Here is a 17,573-nt window from a genome sequence, read left to right as displayed (position 1 = left end):
CCTCAGGGTGGAAGGGTCGGGTGGTCAGAGCCGCCCGTAGCGCCGGGCGCCGGGGACGGATCGCGGCAGTCGCTGCCGCGCGAGGGCGAGGACGGTGCGCCCCCGACGTCGCAGCGGGCCGGCGGACCGGGCCCAGCCGGTGCGGACGACGGTGACCGGAGGCGGGCGGACCGAGGTGCGGTCCGCCCGCCCGGCCTCCCCGCGACCGGTGCCGTCCGGACCCGCGGCGCGGGGGAGCCGAGGGTCGAGCCGGGCCATGACGCGGGCGAACACCTCCGGGTCGCCGCCCCGGTCGGGGTGGTGACGGAGTGCCGCCGCTCGTCGCAGCGCGCGCAGCTGGTCGGGGTCCGGTCGGTCGGGAGACGGAGGCATGGTCATCGCGGGTCGCTCAGGGTGCTGCCGGGTCCACGACGTCACCCACGGTCACATCGACGGGACCCGGCACCACCGCGCGGACGGCCGCACGCACGGCGTCGGTGGTGGCCGCGAGGGGAGCCGGGTACTGCAGCACCACGTGCACCTCGCACCGCTCGTCGGCGACCCGGACGCCGGCGACGCGTCGACCGGGGAGGTAGGTCGCGATCTCCCCGAACGCGCCCGGGTGCAGGGCGTGGACGCCCGGCACCGCGAGCACGGCCGCGGCGACCTGGTCGGCGACGTCGACCTCGGGTTCCCCCGCGGTCTCCGGCGCTTCGTGGGTCACGCCGCGCTCACTCGACGCGCGGGGCGGTGGGCTCGGTGTCCTCGTCCGAGCCCTCGATGTAGACGTCGTGCACCGTGATGTTGACCTCGGTGACCTCGAGCCCGGTCATGCGCTCGACGGACGCGATCACGTTGCGGCGCACGGCGGCAGCGAGGTCGGCGATCGCGACGCCGTACTCGGCGACGATGTCGAGGTCGACGGCGGCCTGGCGCTCGCCCACCTCCACGGCGACACCCTGCGACAGGTTCGTGCGCGAGCCGGGGATGCGCTCGCGGAGGGCGCCGACGACGCGGGCGGCGCCGCCACCGAGGTCGTGGACGCCGCTGATCTCGCGGGTCGCGATGCCGGCGATCTTCGCGACGACGGTGTCGGCGATCGACGTGCGGCCGTCCTCGGAGGCGAGGGTGCCGGTGCCGCGCTGCTCGAGGGCGGTGGTGCTGGGAGCCTTGGGGGCCTGCTTCTCGGTCATGTGAGTTCCTCTCGTTCAAGGTCGGACATGGGTTGGTCGCGTCGTGCAGGTGATTCGTCACGGCGGATTGTTGTGACCTGAGTCACGTCTATTGACAATGGCTGGGAGGTGTGGAAGCGGGCACCGGCAGTCCGCTTTGGGTGGCCCCGTCAGGCTGCCTGAGGTGAGCACCCACGGCCCGCAGCGAAGCGGGGCTTCCGACGACGCGCTGCTCCGGGCTGCGCGCCTGGGGGACGAGGAGGCGTTCGGCTTGCTCGCCGATCGGCACGGCCCCGGGATGTACCGCTACGCGCTGCGACTGGTGAGCGGCAGCGACGCCGACGCCAAGGAGGTCACGCAGGAGGCGCTGATCTCCGCGTGGAAGGGGATCGGGACGTTCGCCGGGCGGTCGAGCTTCCGCACCTGGCTGTTCCGACTGGTCCACCGCCGCGCCGCCGACCTCAACCGGCACCGTCGTCCGACCCCCATCGACGACGACCTGCTGTCGGCCATGGCGCGGCCCTCCGAGGACAACCCGTTGCGCCACGTCGAGCGCGTCGAGCTCCTCCGGGCGTTGCAGGCTGCGCTCGACGAACTACCGTGGCACCAGCGCGCCGCCTGGCTGCTCCGGGAGATCGAGGGCATGTCGTACGACGAGATCGCGGTGGCGCTGGACACGACGGTCGGAGCGGTACGCGGTCACCTGCACCGCGGCCGCCGCACGCTGGCGGAGAGGATGGAGCGGTGGCGCTAGAGCACCTGGAGCACAAGGACGCGCTCGACCTCGCTGCCGACGCCGCGCGCCAGGAGGCGGCGGAGGGCGCTCCCGAGGGATGGAGCGAGGTGGCCGCGACCGTCCGCGGACGCCTGCGGTCCGTGCTCGACCCCGCGGTCCCGATCCTCGTCCACGACGCGCGGGGGCGTGTCGACCACGACGACGAGGGCTCGCGCACGTGGGTCACCGACCGCGTCGTCAGGACGGCCCTGCGCCGTGCTCTGCAGACCAGTCCCACCCACGCCCCGTCGGCGATCCGCCTCGTGGTGGACGAGGGCCGCCTGGACCGTCTCGAGCTGGACCTCGTCGCGGCGTACGGGGTGGAGCTGCGGCCGCTGGCCGACGCGGTGCGCGCCGTCGTGCTGCAGGAGCTGGGTGCCCTGCTCGGACCCGACCCCGCCTTCGGGCCGGCCCAGGTCGCGATCGCGTTCGTCGACGTCGTGCCGGGAGATCCGCGGGTGGTCTGAGCCCCCGCGGACGCGAGACGGGGCGGACGCTGGATGCGTCCGCCCCGTCGGCGTTCCCGGGTGTGCCCGGCCGCAGCGCGGCCGGGCACACCGGATCAGAGAAGGAAGATCAGCAGCAGGATCACGGCGATCACGAGCGCGGCGATGGCGATGGTGCGAGTGTTCATGGGTTCCTCCTGGGTGGGGGTTGAGGGGAATCGTGCGGGTGCTGCGGTGCTGCTGGTTCCTGCGGGGGTGCGGCGTGCCGATCAGATGTCGGTGCGGGTCTCGCGGACCTGCTGCACGCCGTTCGGGTCGGTGACCGTCGTGCGCGAGCGCGCCCGACCGCCACGGTTGAGGGTGACGGCCGTGAGCAGCAGCACGACGACGCCGACCGCCGCCATGATCCAGCCGACCATGACGAGGTCGACCTCGTTGATGCTGTCGCGCACTGCGAGGGCGAGCACCAGGCCGACGACGACCAGGAACCCTCCGAATCCGTATCCCATGACGCACCTTCTCTCGGGTGATGAAACAGGGACTTGACAGCCTGCCCGGTACTCAGGCCGTTCTCAAGGACGGTGGTACCCAGCCTGCGCGCGCGCAGTCCCGGGGCGGGGCCTACCGTGGCGTCGGTGAGCTCGGAACGCGTCGTCGGTCGGTGGCCCTGGGTGTTCCTCGTGGCGCTCGTCCTGCTGGCGCTCAACCTGCGGTCGCCGTTCGTCGGCGTCTCGGCCGTGACCGACGAGCTGCGGTCGGCGCTCGACGTGGGCAACGGCGCCGTCGGCCTCCTCACGAGCCTGCCGGTGCTCTGCTTCGCGCTCGCCGCACCGGTCGCGCTCGCCCTGGTCCGCCGGTACGGCGCGGAGTCGGCGGTCCTCGCCTGCCTGGGCCTCGTGCTGGTGGGGTCCCTGGTGCGGTCGAGCGGATCCTTCGCGGTGGCGGTCCTCGGCACGGTCGTCATCGGGCTCGGCATCACCATCGGCAACGTCGTCGTGCCGGTGCTCATCCGGAGCCGCGTCGCGCCGGAGCGGGTGGGCACGGTGACGGGCCTCTACACGGCCGTCATGAACGTCGGCTCGATGATCGTGCTCATCGGCAGCGGCCCGCTCGCGTCCGCGTCCGGGTGGCGGGCGGCCCTCCTGGCGCCGGCGGTGCTGAGCGTGGTCGCCGCGCTGGTCTGGTGGCGCGTCGTGGGCACCTCGCGGCGCGCGGCGCCGGGTCCGGCGGAGGGGGCGACGTCGGGCGCGGCGGACGCGCCGGACGTGGCGACCGCGGTCCCGTCCGGCCCGGTCTGGCGCGACCCGGTGGCCGTGCTGCTCGTGGTGGCGTTCGCGGGGCAGTCCACGTCCTTCTACTCGCTGACGGCCTGGCTGCCCTCGATCCTGGCCGACGAGGCCGGAGCGGGCAGTGCCGCTGGTGCGTTGGCGTCCGTCTTCCAGGTCTCCGCCGTCGTCGGCGCGCTCGGCGTCCCGCTGCTGGCCCTGCGGCTGCGGGAGCCCGTCGCCGCGGGCGTCGTCGGCCTGCTCTGGATGGCGATGCCGGCCCAGCTGCTGCTCGCGCCCTCGGCGTACCTCGTCGGCAGCGTCCTCGGCGGCATCGCGCAGGGCGGTGGCTTCGCCCTGATCCTCACGATCGTCGCCCGCCGGGCGCGGTCCGACCGGGAGAGCGCGGGGATGTCGACCCTCGTGCAGAGCGTGGGCTACGCGTTCGCGGCCGTCGGACCGACGCTGCTGGGCGCGGTCCACGACGCGACCGGGTCGTGGACCGCGCCCCTGCTCGTGGTCCTCGGCACCACCGCCCTCTTCCTCGTGAGCACGGTGACCGCCTCGGTCAGTGCGCGGCGTCCGCGAGATCGAGGTCGCGCGGCGTGAGCCGGTGCACGACGAGCGCGGCGAGCAGCAGCAACAGGCCGCCGGCCAGGCCCGTCCAGGTGAGCCCCTCGGTGAACGCCGCGGTGGCGTCCGCGACGAGCGCGGCGCTCCCGTGCTGCTCCGCGACCTCGAGCGCCCCGGCCAGGGACTCGCGGGCCACGTCGCCGCTCGCGGCGTCGAGACCGTACGCCGATCCGTCGAGCCCGAACCGGTAGACCGCACTGGCCATCGAACCGAGTACGGCGATGCCGAGCACGGCGCCGATCTCGTAGCTGCTCTCCTCGATCGCCGCGGCGCTGCCGGCCTTGCTGGTCGGCGCGCCCGCCATGATGACCGCGGAGGCGACGGCGAGCGAGGTCATGCCGATGCCGACGAGCAGCAGCGCGACGGCGAGCACGGGGTAGTGGAGCTCGCCGGGCGCCAGCCCCAGCACGAGGAAGCCGGTGCCGGCGACCGCGAGCCCACCGGCCAGCACGGTGCGGGCCCCGATCCGGGCCGCCACCGCCGGGGCGAACGGCGAGCCGATGAGCCCGCCGACCGCGAGGGGCAGCAGGGCGAGGCCGGCCTCCAGCGGTGAGAAGCCCTCGACGAGCTGCAGCCACTGCGCGCCGAGCAGCAGGAGCGCCGACATCGCGACGCTCGTGGTGAGGGCGGTGAGCACGCCGGCGCTGAAGGCCCGGCCACGGAACAGGCGCACCTCGAGCATGGGCTCGGGCGTGCGCAGGCAGCGCCGCACGAAGAGCGTGAGGGCGACGGTGGCCACGACCGCGGTGACGCCGCCCTGCAGGTCGAGGCCGTGCTTGGCGAGGTGCTTGATCGCGTAGACGAGCCCCGCCATGCCGACGACGGAGAGCGCCACGCCCGCGACGTCGATGCGGGGCGGACGTGCCGAACGGCTCTCGGGGAGCAGGACGAGGGCGGCCACGATCGCGACCGCCATGACGGGGACGTTCACGAGGAAGGCCGCGTGCCACGAGAAGTGCTCGAGGAGCAGGCCGCCGACGACGGGACCGAGGGCACCGCCCAGCGCCGCCATCGCTCCCCACACGCCGAGCGCGGTCGCCCGTTCGCGGGGGTCGGAGAAGAGGGCGCGGATCATGGAGAGCGTCGACGGCATGATGAGGGCGCCGCCGACGCCGAGCAGCACCCGCACACCGATGACGTGCGCGGGGGTCGTCGCGACGAGCGCACCGAGCGACGCGACGGCGAACAGCGTGAAGCCCGTGACGAGGGCGCGGCGCCGACCGAACCGGTCCGCGAGGGCGCTGGCCGGCACGAGGAGGCCGGCGAGCACCAGCGCGTAGGCGTCGACGATCCACAGCAGCTCCACCGACGTGGGGCGGAGGTCGGCCGTCAGCGCGGGCAGGGCGACGTTGAGGATCGTCATGTCCATGACGACGACGAGCAGGCTGGCGGAGAGCACCGCCAGCCCGGCCCAGCGGCGCGGGTCCCGGGTGGTCGCGGGACGGGGGGTCGGGATCGAGGTGGTCATGCGGAGACTCCGTGCAGGAAGGTGGAGAGGACGAGGTCGGGGACATCGCGACGCGCGACGTCGCCGTGGCGCAGGGCCTCGCGACAGGCGACGAGCACGCCGTACGACGCGTGCGCGACCCATCGCGGCGTGAGGCCGGGGCGGAGGACGCCGGCGTCGAGGGCTGCGGCCCAGAACGCGACCTCGAGCTCGAACAGCTCCTCGGTGCGGGCGTTGATCTCCGGCAGCGCGTAGAGGTACTCGTCGACGAGGGCGAAGGCGAAGTCGTCCGCACTGACCACCAGCTGTCGGAGCATCTCCTCGGCGCAGGCGCGCAGGCGTGCCGCGTCGCGCGACGACGTCGCGGCCACCATCCCGGTCGACTCCTGCACCCCGGTCCAGTGCTCCAGCGAGCGCAGCCCGATCTCGCGCAGGAGGTCGTCGCGGCTCGCGAAGTGACGGTGCAGCGTGGCGCGGCTGATGCCCGCCGCTGCGGCGATCTCGGCCGTCGACGCGGTGGGGTGCACGTTGAGGTGGCGCAGGGCGGCCGTGACGATGTCGTCGCGGGAGGTCATGGGAGTCCTTCGGGTGAGATACGACTGAGACAAGTATGTCTCAAGTGAGACATCGATGCCAATTACGTGTCCTGATCACCCGCTGCGGGGGCGGCTCCCGCTGGCGTCGTTGCGCCGTCGTCACCGACGCGTTGCACAGACTTCACCGGTTTCGTGAGATTGGGGCTGTGGACGGATGACGCTCCTTGGGGAGGACTTGATACGCTCACGCTCGCAACAGGTGCAAGGTTCCAGCAGGTACAGCCGGCGGAGTTTGTGATCCAACGGCGCTTTTTTCTCGTGGGAAGACCACTCACGTGAGTCGGAGCGACGTGTCACCGCATCTGGTGTGGGCCGTCGAAGTGACGGCTCTCGCCCCGACACAAGGAGAAGTGAGTCACCATGACTCTGGGCACCGTGAAGTGGTTCAACGCTGAGAAGGGCTTCGGCTTCATCGCGCAGGAGGACGGCGGCGACGACGTCTTCGTGCACTACTCGGCCATCCAGACGCAGGGCTACAAGTCCCTCGACGAGAACCAGAAGGTCGAGTTCGACGTCACGCAGGGCCCCAAGGGCCCGCAGGCGGAGAACGTCCGCCCCGTCTGATCGCGGCGGACGTGACCTTCGGGTCACCTCCTCCGAAAGGCCCCTCCCGCTCCGGCGGGAGGGGCCTTTCCTCGTTCCCGGTCGGTGCGGGACGAGGCGACACTTTCCCCGGTCGACCGGGGAAAGTGTCACTTAAACCATCAATGTTGATGGTCTAAGCGGCGTGTTCCCCGGTCGACCGGGGAAAGTGCCACGGCCCTCGACGCTAGGCTCGGGGCTCGTGACCGACTCGTCGACGCTGCCCCACCGTCTCCGTGATGCCCTGCTGGCGGCGGGGTTCACGTACGACGCCGTCGCGGACCTCCTCGGGGGCACGGCGCACGCAGCCCTCGCCCGCAACCAGACCGCTCCCGGCCTCGCGCGCACGGCCGACGGCTCGCCGCTGGCGACGCTCACGCGCCTCTTCCTCCTGCAGACCGCCGTCACCCGTGCCGAGGCCGAGGCCGCGCTGCCCGACCTCGTCGACCGGCTCGCGGTGGAAGGCTTCCTCGAGACGTCCGTCGGCGAGGTGCGGGCCCGTCTCGACTGCCGCCCCTACGCGGCACCGGACGCCGCGGGCGACCACGACCTCTGGGTGGCCAGCGACCTCACGCCGGGGCTCGACGGCCTGCCGAACCGCGTGAGTGCCGACCATGTGCTGGGGATCAGCTCGGCCTCGACGTCGCTGGCGCAGCTGACCCTGCGCGACGACGTGGTGAGCGCCCTCGACCTCGGCACCGGGTGCGGCGTCCAGGCGCTGCACCTCGCCACCCACGCTGCCCGCGTGGTGGCGACCGACGTCAACGCGCGGGCGCTGCGCCTGGCGCGGTTCAACGCCGCGCTCAACGACCTCACGGGGATCGAGGTGCGGGACGGTTCCTACTTCGAGCCGGTGCGCGACGAGCAGTTCGACCTGATCGCCACGAACCCGCCGTTCGTCATCTCGCCCGGCACGGGCGAGCGTCTCGTCTACCGCGACTCCGGCCTGCCCGGCGACCGGGTCGTCGAGGACATCGTGCGCGCCGCGCCACGCCACCTCACGCCGGGCGGGTGGTGCCAGGTGCTCGCCAACTGGGTGATCACGCAGGGCACCCCCTGGGACGAGCGGCTCGCCGGCTGGCTGGGACCGACCGACGAGGGCATCGTCAGCGACGCGTTCGTCGTGCAGCGCGAGGTGCTCGACCCCGCGGCGTACGTCGAGCTGTGGCTCGCCGACGAAGGGGCGACGGGCACGCCCGAGTACCTCCGCCGCTACGACACCTGGCTCTCGTGGTTCGCCGACCAGGGGATCGAGGGAGTGGGCTTCGGCTGGATCAACCTGCGCCGGCGGCCCGACGGCGCCGCGGGTGACGCGACGCTGCGCCTCGAGGAGTGGCCCTACGAGGTCGAGCAGCCCATCGCCGGTGCGATCGGCGCCTGGGGCGACGCGGTCGACGACCTCGCCGGTCTCGACGACGAGGCGCTCCTGGGCGCCCGCCTGCGGGTGCGCTCCGACGTGCGCCAGGAGTCGTTCGGCGAACCCGGCGCGGCCGACCCCGAGGCGATCGTGCTCCGCCAGCAGCGGGGCTTCCGTCGCGGCCACGCGGCGGACACCGTGACGGCGGGTCTCGTCGGCGCGAGCGACGGCGACCTCACCGTGGGGCAGATCCTCGACGCCCTCGGCCAGCTCCTCGACGAGGACGCGGCCGAGCTGCGCCGCACCTACGTGCCGGTCGTGCGCGACCTCGTGGCCGACGGGTTCCTCGAGGTCTGAGGCGGCTCAGCGCGGCAGCACCCCGGGCCCCTAGGCGGCGTCGGCCGTCGGGTCGTGGGGCGCCTGCTCCCGTCGGACCCGTTCCAGCTCGGCCAGCGCCCGGTCACGGCTGCGCACGAGCTGGCGCCGCACGCGTCGGGTCAGGACCTCCGGTCGCCCGGTGGCGATCAGTCGCCCCCCGGTCCACGACGGCGGCGGGGTGGCCTCCGGCCAGGCGACGCCGAGCGCGCTGCGGACGGCCTGGCCGCCGCCCGTCAGCGGGGACGCCAGCCCGAGGAGGTCGCGGACCGTGGTCTGCGTGACCCCGCCGGTGAACAGCCCGTTGGCCCGGCCGACCAGCCAGCACACCCCGCCGGCCACCTGGAGCGCGGACAGCGCACCCGTCAGCAGGTCGGGCTCCTCGACGGCCACCAGGTCCACGACCTGCAGCAGCGTGGCCGCGACATCGTCGTCGAAGACCTCCTCGGCCACCGCCCCGACGAGGTCGCGCACGACGACGCGCCGCTCGGCGACGCCGGGCGTCAGGCCGGGCGGCGGCTCGGGGTCGACCACGGTCGGTCGCCCGTCGAGGGCCAGCAGTGACGCGCGGCCGCCGACGACCGTGTCGAGCCACGCCAGCACCTGCTCGTGGGGAGGAGGTGGCGCCACCGCGCTGGTGACCGGCGCGGCAGGCGGGCGCCGCTCGCGCTCGAGCGCCCGGGCGACCGGCTCCCACCGGGTGCCGGCCACGTCCGTCGTCCAGGCGTCGACGAGCCGGCCGTCGAGGAGCACGAGGTGCGTCACGCGCTCGCCCGGGCGGACGTCGCCGAAGGGGTGGTCCCCGAAGGGCTCGCGAAAGGGGTCCTCGTTCCAGTGGTGGGACAACGGTGGCTCCCGTGGTGTCGTCGTCCGGGTCTCTCCCGGGCGTCCCACGGTGCCGCCGCCGGGGACGGTTGTCGAACGTCTGTCCACAGGCTCGGCGGCTCCGCCCGCTCCGGTCGTCAGCGGACCGCGCTACTGTGACCCGCCGTGGGGGCACGGGAGCCGGTCCCGTCCGTCACCGATCGAGCTGGGAGTTGGGAAGAGTGGCACACAAGCTGGTGATCGTGGAGTCGCCGACGAAGGCGCGGAAGATCGCGGGCTACCTCGGCAAGGACTACGTCGTCGAGTCGTCGATCGGCCACATCCGCGACCTGCCCAACAACGCCGCCGACACCCCGGCCAAGATCAAGGACAAGCCGTGGGGCCGCCTCGCGGTGGACGTCGACAACGGCTTCCAGCCCTACTACGTGGTGCCCCGCGACAAGAAGGCGCACATCAGCAAGCTCAAGGGCCTGATGAAGGACGCCGACGAGCTCTTCCTCGCCACCGACGGTGACCGCGAGGGCGAGGCCATCGCGTGGCACCTGCTCGACGAGCTGAAGCCGAAGAACATCCCCGTCAAGCGCATGGTCTTCCACGAGATCACCGAGCAGGCGATCCTCGAGGCGGCGCAGAACCCGCGCGAGCTCGCGATGGACCTCGTCGAGGCGCAGGAGACCCGGCGCATCCTCGACCGCCTCTACGGCTACGAGGTGTCGCCCGTCCTCTGGCGCAAGGTGATGAGCGGACTGTCGGCCGGCCGCGTGCAGTCCGTGGCGACCCGTCTCGTGGTCGACCGCGAGGCCGAGCGGATGCGCTTCCGCGTGGCGTCCTACTGGGACCTCGAGGGCACCTTCGACGCCGGCTCCAAGCACGAGCAGCGGATGTTCCCGGCGAAGGTGCACTCCGTCGACGGGGCGCGCGTGGCGCGCGGCTCCGACTTCGGCCCCGACGGCCAGCTCAAGCAGGCCGCGGCGGGCAAGGTCGTGCACCTCGACCGCCCTCGCGCCGAGGCCCTCGTGAGCGCGCTCGGGGAGACGACGTTCGACGTCCGCTCGGTGGAGTCGAAGCCCTACAAGCGCTCGCCGTACGCGCCGTTCCGCACGACGACGCTCCAGCAGGAGGCGTCGCGCAAGCTCGGCATGAGCGCGAGCGTCACGATGTCCGTGGCGCAGCGGCTCTACGAGAACGGCTTCATCACCTACATGCGCACCGACTCCACCACGCTGTCGGACAGCGCGGTGCAGGCGGCCCGCGCTCAGGTGCGGGAGCTGTACGGCGCGGAGTACCTGCCGGACTCGCCCCGCGTCTACGCGAGCAAGGTCAAGAACGCGCAGGAGGCCCACGAGGCGATCCGCCCGGCGGGCGAGTCGTTCCGCACCCCGGCGCAGACGGGGCTCACCGGGGAGCAGTTCCGGCTCTACGAGCTGATCTGGATGCGCACCGTCGCCTCCCAGATGCGCGATGCCGTCGGGCAGACGGTGTCGATCCGCGTGGGCGGTGCCGCCGCCACGGGGGAGGACGTCGTCTTCTCCGCCTCCGGCCGGGTCATCACGTTCCACGGCTTCCTCAAGGCGTACGTCGAGGGCACCGACCACGGTGCCGCGTCCGACGACTCGGAGACGCGCCTGCCCCAGCTCACCGAGGGCGACGCCGTCTCGGCGGCCAGCCTCGCGGCGGCGGGCCACGAGACGAAGCCGCCGGCCCGCTACACCGAGGCCACCCTCATCAAGGAGCTCGAGGACCGGGAGATCGGCCGCCCGTCGACGTACGCGTCGATCATCGGCACGATCCTCAACCGGGGATACGTCTACAAGAAGGGCACGGCACTGGTGCCGGCCTGGCTGGCGTTCTCCGTCGTGCGGCTGCTGACCGAGCACTTCCCGCGCCAGATCGACTACGAGTTCACGGCCCAGATGGAGGACGTGCTCGACGAGATCGCGGCGGGTCGCTCCGACCGCAACACCGAGCTGGCGGAGTTCTACTTCGGTGCCGGCGACGTCGACGGCCTCAAGACGCTGGTCAACGAGCTGGGCGACATCGACGCCAAGGAGCTCGCGACGTTCCCCGTGCCGTTCGGCGGCACCGAGGACGGCGCGGACTCGGGCATCCACCTGCGGGTGGGCAAGTACGGGCCCTACCTCGAGGGTCCCGGCGACGACGGCACGCCCCTGGCGAAGCGTGCCAACGTGCCCGACGACCTGCCGCCCGACGAGCTGACGCTGGAGAAGGCGCAGGAGCTGCTGGCCAACCCCGCGGGGGAGGAGCGCGAGCTGGGGCGCCACCCGGAGACGGGCCTGGTCGTCGTCGCGAAGAACGGACGCTACGGGCCGTTCGTCACCGAGCTGCTGCCCGAGGACGCGCCGAAGAGCGCGAAGCCGCGCACGGGCTCGCTGCTCAGCTCGATGGCGCTCGACACGATCGGCATCGACGACGCGGTCAAGCTGCTCAGCCTGCCGCGGGTGGTCGGCACCGACGCCGAGGGCGTCGAGATCACGGCGCAGAACGGCCGCTACGGGCCCTACCTCAAGAAGGGCACCGACTCGCGGTCCCTGACGAGCGAGGACCAGATCTTCGACATCACGCTCGACGAGGCGCTGGCGATCTACGCGCAGCCCAAGCAGCGGGGCCGCGCCGCGGCCGCGCCGCCGCTCAAGGAGCTGGGCAACGACCCCGTCTCCGGGCAGCCGATCGTGGTCAAGGCGGGCCGCTTCGGGGAGTACGTGACGGACGGCGAGTACAACGCCACCCTCCGCAAGGACGACTCCGTCGAGGCCGTCACGCTGGAGCGCGCGGCCGAGCTCCTCGCCGAGCGCCGCGCCAAGGGCCCTGCGAAGAAGGCGGCCAAGAAGGGCGCGAAGAAGGCGCCGGCCAAGAAGGCCACGGCGAAGAAGGCGACCGCCAAGAAGACCGCGGCCAAGAAGACGACCGCCGCGACGAAGAAGGCTGCGGCTAAGAAGGCGTGAGGGATGCGCGAGGGGCGCTTCCGCGCCGGTCCGGACGGGGGCGGGACAGGGATGGCACTTGCCCGACCGAGTCTCACAACCCTGTGTCGGCTGGCTGTGCCGGCAGCCGCCAGCCTGGCCCAGCAGGCGGTGGAGCATGACGCGCCGAGATCGACGGCGCAGCAGCGGAGCCAGTCGAGGCCCCGTTGCCGCGCCGCGCGATCGCTCAGCCTCAGTCGAGGGCGATGTCCCAGCGCCGGTAGAGCGGGTGGACGACGGCGTACTCCGCGCACACGGACACGGTGATGCTGAGGACGACGGCCACGAGCGCGCCGGTCAGCGTCGCCCCGGGAGCGGCGGAAGCGAACACGAGCACGATCATCACCAGCAGCCAGCCGTGAAGCAGGAAGCCGAGTCCCATCACGACGGGGATCATCACGGCCGCCAAGACGAAGCTGCCCACGTCCCACCCGCCGTCGGGGTCCTCGGGCTCGTCGGGCTCCTCTGCGCTCCGCGACCGGACCCGAGCCGGCACGTACGCCCGGAGCGCGACGACCCCGAGCGCCGCGCCGATGCCGCTGGCCAGCCCCCACAGGGCAGCGTCACGGGGGTCGATGTCGGCCACGAGCAGGCAGCTCAGAACGACGGTGACGCTCACGTTCAGGAACATCATGCCGACCTCGACGGCGGCCTTGCGGCGTGCCTTCAACGGTTCTGCGCTGCCCTGCCGACGGCGGCTTCGGTAGCCGTCGGCGAGGCAGGTCGCGCTTTCCTCTACGGGGTGCATCGCGTCACGAGGTCCTGGATGCCGGACATCTTCGACACTTCCGTACCTAGCCGCTGAGCCACGTACTTCACCTTCGTCGACATCTTCATGCCCTTCAACCCCTTGAAAGTGTTGATCAGCGCCTTACGACTCTTGAAGACTCGCCAGAACTTCCCGGCGAGCGCGCTGTTCTCGGCGAGGAACACGGCTACAGCCGCGCCACACTTGGCGAAGAAGATGAGATCCGGGTCCGCGACGACCGGGAACGCTGTCGTGGAGTCCACGTCGACGACCTGCGTGAGGAGGTTGCCATCGACCTCGAAGTGCGTGGGGACCGCCTCCCCGTTGGCGTCGACCGCCCACGGAACATCGACGAAACCAAGGGCGACGTCGTCGGACGGGTGGTCCGCGTCGCCCGCACTCGACGGCTGCGGCGAGAGGAGCGTGACACTGCCGTCGGCTTCCAGGCGCGGGATGGCGCCGGTGATGTCGAACTCGTGCCGCCCGCTCGCCGCGCTGTCGGGGATGATGAGCTGGACGGATGCAGTCGCTTCAGTCACCGCAACTGCGAGGCTGGCTTCGCCGTCCGCGGTCGCCTCGAGCACCAGCAGGCCGGTGTCGGCGATCGCGGGGGACGCCAGAGCCGGAGAACCCGGTAGCCCAACCTGGATTCCAGCAGACGTGGAGAGCGACGCCCCGCCTCCGAGCGTGGACAGCACCGCGCCTTCCGTGGCCTGCTGTGGTCCGGCCGCCGATCCGTCGGTGGCAAGGTCGACCCAGTCCTCCTGTCTCGCTGCCGTCGAACCGTCGGGCGCTGCGTCCGCGACGACCTGGGCCAACGCGTTGACGCTCGGGGCCGCACGGCCGTCGGGCTCTTCATCGACCGAAGCGCCCGCAGTGTCGGTCATCGACAGCACCATCGCGAAGCTCACCATCGGCGCGCACCAGCGCACCGGACGGGACGACCCGAAGTTCCACATGTTTCCCCCGAGCGAATGAATGGTGGGCAGAACCCACCTCTATTCATTGGGTCTGTCGCGAGATGAGTGTGTCGCGATGTCTCGCACCCGAGACAAGGCGCGGGTTGGAACCCTGGCGGCGCCGCGGCCACGACCGTTCGATGGAGCCATGAGCTTCCCGCAGGTCGTCGTCGGCACCGGACCCCTCACACCCGAGGAGGTCGTCGCGGTCGCGCGCCACGGGGCCGGGGTGCGGCTGGGCGACGACGCGCTCGCCGCGATCGACCGGTCCCGCGGGGTGATCGAGAGCCTGGCGGCGGCACCCACCCCGTCGTACGGCGTCTCCACCGGCTTCGGCGCCCTGGCCACGCGCCACATCCCGGCGAGCCAGCGACGCGACCTGCAGCGCTCGCTGGTGCGCTCCCACGCGGCCGGGACGGGCCCGGAGGTCGAGCGCGAGGTGACGCGCGCGCTCATGCTGCTGCGGCTCTCGACGCTGGCGACCGGGCGCACCGGCGTACGCCGCGGGACCGCCGCCCTCCTGGCGGCGATGCTCGACGCGGGCATCACCCCGGTGGTCCACGAGTTCGGGTCCCTCGGCTGCTCCGGCGACCTGGCGCCGCTGTCGCACTGCGCGCTGGCGCTCATCGGCGAGGGCGACGTGCGGGACGCCGCCGGGCAGCTGCGCCCCGCGGCCGACGCGCTCGCCGCCGCGGGCCTCGCGCCGGTGGAGCTGGCCGAGAAGGAGGGCCTCGCCCTCATCAACGGCACCGACGGGATGCTCGGCATGCTGCTGCTGGCGATCGCCGACCTGCGCATGCTCCTCGCCACGGCGGACGTGGCAGCGGCGATGAGCGTCGAGGCGCAGCTGGGCACCGACCGGGTGTTCGCGGCCGACCTGCAGGCGCTCCGGCCCCACCCGGGCCAGGGCGCGTCGGCCGCCAACCTCCGCCGGCTGCTGGCGGACTCCCCGGTGGTCGCCTCCCACCGCGGGCCCGACTGCAACCGCGTCCAGGACGCCTACTCCCTGCGCTGCTCGCCCCAGGTGCACGGCGCCGCGCGCGACACCGTCGACCACGCGGCGCTCGTGGCGAGCCGTGAGCTGGCCTCCGCCATCGACAACCCGGTCGTGCTCGTCGACCCGGACGACCCCGACGGCGGCCGCGTCGAGTCCAACGGCAACTTCCACGGGGCGCCGGTCGCCCACGTCCTCGACTTCCTCGCGATCGCCGCAGCGGACGTCGCGGGGATCAGCGAGCGCCGTACGGACCGGTTCCTCGACCGGGCCCGCAACCACGGGCTGCCCCCGTTCCTCGCCCACGACCCGGGGGTGGACTCGGGGCTGATGATCGCGCAGTACACGCAGGCGGCGCTCGTCTCCGAGCTGAAGCGGATCGCGGTGCCGGCCTCCGTCGACTCGATCCCGTCGTCGGCGATGCAGGAGGACCACGTGTCGATGGGGTGGTCGGCCGCCCGCAAGCTGCGCCGTGCGGTGGACGCGCTGGCCCGCGTCGTGGCGATCGAGGCGATGACCGGCGCCCGGGCGCTCGACCTGCGGGTCGCCGAGCTGGGCGTCGCTCCGGCCCCGGGCACGGGGGCGGCCGTCGTGGCCCTGCGTGCGGCCGACGTCGCCGGACCCGGCCCCGACCGCCACCTCGCCCCCGAGATCGAGGCCGCCGTCGGCCTCGTCGCCTCGGGCGGGCTCCTCACCGCCGTCCAGCAGGAGATCGGAGAACTGGCATGAGCACGACGACCCCCCGCCCCGGCGCGGGACCCCGGCCCGTCCGCGCGCCGCGCGGCTCGGCGCTCACGGCGCGCTCGTGGCAGACCGAGGCGCCGCTGCGGATGCTGATGAACAACCTCGACCCGGAGAACGCGGAGCGCCCCGACGACCTCGTCGTCTACGGCGGCACGGGACGGGCGGCGCGCTCGTGGGAGGCGTACGACGCGATCGTCGCCTGCCTGACCGACCTCGCCGACGACGAGACGCTGCTCGTGCAGTCGGGCAAGCCGGTGGCGGTGATGCGGACGCACACCTGGGCTCCCCGCGTGCTGATCGCCAACGCGAACCTCGTGGGGGACTGGGCGAGCTGGGAGGAGTTCCGACGCCTGGAGGACCTCGGCCTGACGATGTACGGCCAGATGACCGCCGGCTCGTGGATCTACATCGGCACGCAGGGCATCCTCCAGGGCACCCACCTGACCTTCGCCGCGGTCGCCGACAAGCGGTTCGGGGGCACGCTCGCCGGCACCCTGACGGTGACCGCGGGCCTCGGCGGCATGGGCGGTGCGCAGCCCCTCGCGGTCACCATGAACGACGGCGTCGTCCTCTGCGTCGAGGTCGACGATGCGCGCATCGCCCGGCGCATCGAGCACCGCTACCTCGACGTCCGCGCCGACGACCTCGACCATGCGCTGGCGCTCGCGACCGCGGCCCGCGACGAGCGCCGGGCGCTCTCGATCGGGCTCCACGGCAACGCGGCCGAGGTGCTCCCGGAGATCGTGCGCCGCGGCGTACCCGTCGACGTGGTGACCGACCAGACCTCCGCGCACGACCCGCTGGCCTACCTGCCCGCGGGCGTGCCGTTCGCCGAGTGGGAGCAGCGCCGCGCGGCCGACCCGGAGGGCTTCGTCGCGCAGGCACGCGCCTCGATGGCGGAGCACGTGCGTGCCATGGTCGCGCTGCAGGACGCGGGCGCCGAGGTGTTCGACTACGGCAACTCGATCCGCGACGAGGCCCGCAAGGGCGGCTTCGAGGAGGCGTTCGCGTTCCCGGGGTTCGTGCCGGCCTACATCCGGCCGCTGTTCTGCGAGGGCATGGGGCCGTTCCGGTGGGCGGCGCTGTCGGGGGACCCCGCGGACATCGCCGCGACCGACCGCGCGATCCTCGAGCTGTTCCCGCGTGACGAGAAGCCGGAGTACGAGCGGCTCCACCGCTGGATCGAGATGGCCGGGGAGCGTGTGCACTTCCAGGGTCTGCCCGCCCGGATCTGCTGGCTGGGGTACGGCGAGCGCGCCCGCGCCGGCCTCCGCTTCAACGAGATGGTGGCCGCGGGCGAGCTCTCCGCGCCCGTCGTCATCGGCCGCGACCACCTCGACTGCGGCTCCGTGGCCTCGCCCTACCGCGAGACCGAGGCCATGCTCGACGGCTCCGACGCGATCGCCGACTGGGCACTGCTCAACGCGCTCGTCACCACCGCCTCGGGCGCCACCTGGGTGTCGATCCACCACGGGGGCGGCGTCGGCATCGGTCGCTCGATCCACGCCGGGCAGGTGGTCGTCGCCGACGGCACCGAGCTGGCCGCCGAGAAGATCGAGCGCGTGCTCACGAACGACCCCGGCATGGGCGTCGTGCGCCACGTCGACGCGGGCTACTCCCGCGCCGCCGAGGTGGCGGCCGAGCGCGGTGTGCGGGTGCCGATGGAGCCGGTACGGCGCGACTGACGCGCCGGCC

17 protein-coding genes are annotated in these 17,573 nt (G+C 72.9%); 8 read left to right on the top strand and 9 right to left on the bottom strand.

The features are described from left to right. Positions 1 to 24: 24 nt before the first annotated feature. The 3 genes from QE405_RS13450 to QE405_RS13440 are packed head-to-tail and all read right to left on the bottom strand — an operon-like array spanning position 25 to position 1,172. On the bottom strand, positions 25 to 378 hold the full coding sequence (locus QE405_RS13450) for a hypothetical protein (protein ID WP_307201536.1): 354 nt from the start codon (positions 376 to 378) through the stop codon (positions 25 to 27). A 10-nt stretch (positions 379 to 388) separates the two neighbouring features. Beyond that, positions 389 to 703 (bottom strand): hypothetical protein, encoded by a 315-nt coding sequence (locus QE405_RS13445; protein ID WP_307201533.1) that lies wholly within the window; start codon positions 701 to 703, stop codon positions 389 to 391. A gap of 7 nt (positions 704 to 710) precedes the next feature. Then, positions 711 to 1,172, bottom strand: coding sequence for an Asp23/Gls24 family envelope stress response protein (locus tag QE405_RS13440; RefSeq protein WP_307201531.1), 462 nt, complete (start codon positions 1,170 to 1,172; stop codon positions 711 to 713). 163 nt (positions 1,173 to 1,335) lie between these two features. On the opposite strand from QE405_RS13440, the gene QE405_RS13435 reads away from it, so the two are divergent. Both QE405_RS13435 and QE405_RS13430 read left to right on the top strand, forming a co-directional pair. Next, positions 1,336 to 1,905: an RNA polymerase sigma factor gene (locus QE405_RS13435; protein WP_307201529.1), complete on the top strand. Its 570-nt coding sequence runs from the start codon at positions 1,336 to 1,338 to the stop codon at positions 1,903 to 1,905. Then, positions 1,896 to 2,393: a hypothetical protein gene (locus QE405_RS13430; protein WP_307201527.1), complete on the top strand. Its 498-nt coding sequence runs from the start codon at positions 1,896 to 1,898 to the stop codon at positions 2,391 to 2,393. Before QE405_RS13435 ends, QE405_RS13430 begins: the two co-directional genes overlap by 10 nt. A 248-nt stretch (positions 2,394 to 2,641) precedes the next feature. On the opposite strand, the gene QE405_RS13425 is transcribed toward QE405_RS13430, so the two are convergent. Then, a complete protein-coding gene (locus QE405_RS13425; RefSeq protein ID WP_307201525.1) occupies positions 2,642 to 2,881 on the bottom strand; it encodes a DUF6458 family protein in 240 nt (79 codons plus the stop codon). A gap of 126 nt (positions 2,882 to 3,007) precedes the next feature. On the opposite strand from QE405_RS13425, the gene QE405_RS13420 reads away from it, so the two are divergent. Next, a complete protein-coding gene (locus tag QE405_RS13420; RefSeq protein WP_307201523.1) occupies positions 3,008 to 4,246 on the top strand; it encodes an MFS transporter in 1,239 nt (412 codons plus the stop codon). Here the strand turns inward: QE405_RS13420 and QE405_RS13415 are convergent. Together QE405_RS13415 and QE405_RS13410 are read right to left on the bottom strand one after the other, a co-directional pair. Continuing rightward, positions 4,206 to 5,738 carry an MFS transporter gene (locus QE405_RS13415; RefSeq protein WP_307201521.1) on the bottom strand — a complete coding sequence of 511 codons (1,533 nt, stop codon included), beginning with the start codon at positions 5,736 to 5,738 and terminating at the stop codon, positions 4,206 to 4,208. The two genes, QE405_RS13420 and QE405_RS13415, sit on opposite strands and share 41 nt — an antisense overlap. Next, positions 5,735 to 6,292, bottom strand: a complete 558-nt coding sequence (locus tag QE405_RS13410; protein ID WP_307201520.1) for a TetR/AcrR family transcriptional regulator — start codon at positions 6,290 to 6,292, stop codon at positions 5,735 to 5,737. The genes QE405_RS13415 and QE405_RS13410 overlap by 4 nt, the downstream gene beginning before the upstream one ends. Before the next feature lie 381 nt (positions 6,293 to 6,673). On the opposite strand from QE405_RS13410, the gene QE405_RS13405 reads away from it, so the two are divergent. Together QE405_RS13405 and QE405_RS13400 are read left to right on the top strand one after the other, a co-directional pair. Then, on the top strand, positions 6,674 to 6,877 hold the full coding sequence (locus tag QE405_RS13405) for a cold-shock protein (protein ID WP_163770910.1): 204 nt from the start codon (positions 6,674 to 6,676) through the stop codon (positions 6,875 to 6,877). A gap of 220 nt (positions 6,878 to 7,097) precedes the next feature. Further along, positions 7,098 to 8,609: a DUF7059 domain-containing protein gene (locus QE405_RS13400; RefSeq protein WP_307201516.1), complete on the top strand. Its 1,512-nt coding sequence runs from the start codon at positions 7,098 to 7,100 to the stop codon at positions 8,607 to 8,609. Between the two features lie 30 nt (positions 8,610 to 8,639). Here the strand turns inward: QE405_RS13400 and QE405_RS13395 are convergent, their stop codons facing one another. Further along, positions 8,640 to 9,473, bottom strand: a complete 834-nt coding sequence (locus tag QE405_RS13395; RefSeq protein ID WP_307201514.1) for a hypothetical protein — start codon at positions 9,471 to 9,473, stop codon at positions 8,640 to 8,642. A gap of 200 nt (positions 9,474 to 9,673) precedes the next feature. On the opposite strand from QE405_RS13395, the gene topA reads away from it, so the two are divergent. Continuing rightward, positions 9,674 to 12,415, top strand: a complete 2,742-nt coding sequence (topA, locus tag QE405_RS13390; protein ID WP_307201512.1) for a type I DNA topoisomerase — start codon at positions 9,674 to 9,676, stop codon at positions 12,413 to 12,415. Positions 12,416 to 12,626: 211 nt separating this feature from the next. On the opposite strand, the gene QE405_RS13385 is transcribed toward topA, so the two are convergent. Both QE405_RS13385 and QE405_RS13380 read right to left on the bottom strand, forming a co-directional pair. After that, on the bottom strand, positions 12,627 to 13,103 hold the full coding sequence (locus QE405_RS13385; protein ID WP_307201510.1) for a hypothetical protein: 477 nt from the start codon (positions 13,101 to 13,103) through the stop codon (positions 12,627 to 12,629). A gap of 65 nt (positions 13,104 to 13,168) precedes the next feature. Beyond that, the gene (locus tag QE405_RS13380; RefSeq protein WP_307201508.1) at positions 13,169 to 14,140 is read right to left on the bottom strand and encodes a hypothetical protein; all 972 of its coding nucleotides are present in this window, start codon (positions 14,138 to 14,140) and stop codon (positions 13,169 to 13,171) included. 148 nt (positions 14,141 to 14,288) lie between these two features. On the opposite strand from QE405_RS13380, the gene hutH reads away from it, so the two are divergent. Next, complete coding sequence (hutH, locus tag QE405_RS13375) at positions 14,289 to 15,863, top strand: histidine ammonia-lyase (RefSeq protein ID WP_307201506.1); 1,575 nt, start codon at positions 14,289 to 14,291, stop codon at positions 15,861 to 15,863. Then, on the top strand, positions 15,860 to 17,563 hold the full coding sequence (gene hutU, locus QE405_RS13370; protein WP_307201504.1) for a urocanate hydratase: 1,704 nt from the start codon (positions 15,860 to 15,862) through the stop codon (positions 17,561 to 17,563). The genes hutH and hutU overlap by 4 nt, the downstream gene beginning before the upstream one ends. Positions 17,564 to 17,573 lie beyond the last annotated feature (10 nt).

This window comes from Nocardioides zeae (genome assembly GCF_030818655.1).
GTDB classification, from domain to species: domain Bacteria; phylum Actinomycetota; class Actinomycetes; order Propionibacteriales; family Nocardioidaceae; genus Nocardioides; species Nocardioides zeae_A.
Note: the sequence above shows the minus strand (reverse complement) of the source record. Positions and strands in the feature narration are given on the sequence as shown.

What these genes read in the sequence shown, in the direction of transcription:
- QE405_RS13450 (WP_307201536.1), bottom strand. Translation starts at nt 378, where the DNA reads ATGACCATGCCTCCGTCTCCCGACCGACCGGACCCCGACCAGCTGCGC.
- QE405_RS13440 (WP_307201531.1), bottom strand. Translation starts at nt 1,172, where the DNA reads ATGACCGAGAAGCAGGCCCCCAAGGCTCCCAGCACCACCGCCCTCGAG.
- QE405_RS13425 (WP_307201525.1), bottom strand. Translation starts at nt 2,881, where the DNA reads ATGGGATACGGATTCGGAGGGTTCCTGGTCGTCGTCGGCCTGGTGCTC.
- QE405_RS13415 (WP_307201521.1), bottom strand. Translation starts at nt 5,738, where the DNA reads ATGACCACCTCGATCCCGACCCCCCGTCCCGCGACCACCCGGGACCCG.
- QE405_RS13410 (WP_307201520.1), bottom strand. Translation starts at nt 6,292, where the DNA reads ATGACCTCCCGCGACGACATCGTCACGGCCGCCCTGCGCCACCTCAAC.
- QE405_RS13405 (WP_163770910.1), top strand. Translation starts at nt 6,674, where the DNA reads ATGACTCTGGGCACCGTGAAGTGGTTCAACGCTGAGAAGGGCTTCGGC.
- QE405_RS13380 (WP_307201508.1), bottom strand. Translation starts at nt 14,140, where the DNA reads ATGTGGAACTTCGGGTCGTCCCGTCCGGTGCGCTGGTGCGCGCCGATG.
- hutH (WP_307201506.1), top strand. Translation starts at nt 14,289, where the DNA reads ATGAGCTTCCCGCAGGTCGTCGTCGGCACCGGACCCCTCACACCCGAG.
- hutU (WP_307201504.1), top strand. Translation starts at nt 15,860, where the DNA reads ATGAGCACGACGACCCCCCGCCCCGGCGCGGGACCCCGGCCCGTCCGC.